General features: G+C 52.3%; 11 tRNA genes and 1 rRNA gene (1 of these 12 running past the window's edge). 11 read left to right on the forward strand and 1 reads right to left on the reverse strand.

Features of this window, described 5'->3' with window-relative positions:
- Nucleotides 1–182 (reverse strand): 16S ribosomal RNA (locus tag K3G25_RS20500) (it extends 1,366 nt beyond the left edge of the window).
- A 59-nt stretch (nucleotides 183–241) separates the two neighbouring features.
- On the opposite strand from K3G25_RS20500, the gene K3G25_RS20505 reads away from it, so the two are divergent.
- The 11 genes from K3G25_RS20505 (at nucleotide 242) to K3G25_RS20555 (ending at nucleotide 1,228) form a co-directional block, all read left to right on the forward strand.
- A tRNA-Lys gene (locus tag K3G25_RS20505) sits at nucleotides 242–317 on the forward strand.
- Nucleotides 318–327: 10 nt separating this feature from the next.
- Nucleotides 328–411 (forward strand) — tRNA-Leu (locus tag K3G25_RS20510).
- 9 nt (nucleotides 412–420) lie between these two features.
- Nucleotides 421–495: transfer RNA gene (locus K3G25_RS20515), tRNA-Gly, on the forward strand.
- A gap of 19 nt (nucleotides 496–514) precedes the next feature.
- A tRNA-Leu gene (locus K3G25_RS20520) sits at nucleotides 515–600 on the forward strand.
- A gap of 9 nt (nucleotides 601–609) precedes the next feature.
- Nucleotides 610–686, forward strand: a tRNA-Arg gene (locus K3G25_RS20525).
- Nucleotides 687–702: 16 nt separating this feature from the next.
- Nucleotides 703–779, forward strand: a tRNA-Pro gene (locus K3G25_RS20530).
- Nucleotides 780–783: 4 nt separating this feature from the next.
- A tRNA-Ala gene (locus tag K3G25_RS20535) sits at nucleotides 784–856 on the forward strand.
- A gap of 20 nt (nucleotides 857–876) precedes the next feature.
- Nucleotides 877–953 (forward strand) — tRNA-Met (locus tag K3G25_RS20540).
- 2 nt (nucleotides 954–955) lie between these two features.
- Nucleotides 956–1,032 (forward strand) — tRNA-Ile (locus K3G25_RS20545).
- A 7-nt stretch (nucleotides 1,033–1,039) separates the two neighbouring features.
- Nucleotides 1,040–1,132: transfer RNA gene (locus K3G25_RS20550), tRNA-Ser, on the forward strand.
- Nucleotides 1,133–1,151: 19 nt separating this feature from the next.
- A tRNA-Met gene (locus tag K3G25_RS20555) sits at nucleotides 1,152–1,228 on the forward strand.
- Nucleotides 1,229–1,251 lie beyond the last annotated feature (23 nt).

A 1,251-nucleotide genomic window follows, 5' to 3' on the forward strand; every position in this document is an offset into this window, starting at 1 on the left:
TATTACACGTAAGTGTAATATATGGAGGATTAGCTCAGCTGGGAGAGCATCTGCCTTACAAGCAGAGGGTCGGCGGTTCGAGCCCGTCATCCTCCACCATTCCTATCATACATAAGTTGGCGTATTAAGCCGGTGTAGCTCAATTGGTAGAGCAACTGACTTGTAATCAGTAGGTTGGGGGTTCAAGTCCTCTTGCCGGCACCACCTTTATATGTTATACTATATAAGTCTCTTGTAATAAGAGCCATTAGCTCAGTTGGTAGAGCATCTGACTTTTAATCAGAGGGTCGAAGGTTCGAGTCCTTCATGGCTCACCATGTTTTTCTTGCGGATGTGGCGGAATTGGCAGACGCGCTAGAATCAGGCTCTAGTGTCTTTACAGACGTGGGGGTTCAAGTCCCTTCATCCGCATTGCCAAACGCGGAAGTAGTTCAGTGGTAGAACATCACCTTGCCAAGGTGGGGGTCGCGGGTTCGAATCCCGTCTTCCGCTCCAACTATACTATACCATCCATGCCGGGGTGGTGGAATTGGCAGACACACAGGACTTAAAATCCTGCGGTAGGTGACTACCGTGCCGGTTCAAGTCCGGCCCTCGGCACTTATTGTTGCGCCCGTAGCTCAATTGGATAGAGCGTTTGACTACGGATCAAAAGGTTAGGGGTTCGACTCCTCTCGGGCGCGCCATACATACTTTTGAAAACGGGAAGTAGCTCAGCTTGGTAGAGCACATGGTTTGGGACCATGGGGTCGCAGGTTCGAATCCTGTCTTCCCGACCATTTCGGGGCCTTAGCTCAGCTGGGAGAGCGCCTGCTTTGCACGCAGGAGGTCAGCGGTTCGATCCCGCTAGGCTCCACTTGATTTTAATTGTTTTTTGGCGGTGTAGCTCAGCTGGCTAGAGCGTACGGTTCATACCCGTGAGGTCGGGGGTTCGATCCCCTCCGCCGCTACCATTGGACCTTTAGCTCAGTTGGTTAGAGCAGACGGCTCATAACCGTCCGGTCGTAGGTTCGAGTCCTACAAGGTCCACCACTTATACGGAGGAATACCCAAGTCTGGCTGAAGGGATCGGTCTTGAAAACCGACAGGGGTGTCAAAGCCCGCGGGGGTTCGAATCCCTCTTCCTCCGCCATATCTAATTTAATTATCATCGCGGGGTGGAGCAGTTCGGTAGCTCGTCGGGCTCATAACCCGAAGGTCGCAGGTTCAAATCCTGCCCCCGCAACCAAAAAATGGTCCGGTAGTTCAGTT

Source organism: Bacillus sp. FCW2, from assembly GCF_021228595.1.
Lineage (GTDB): Bacteria > Bacillota > Bacilli > Bacillales > Bacillaceae > Bacillus > Bacillus velezensis.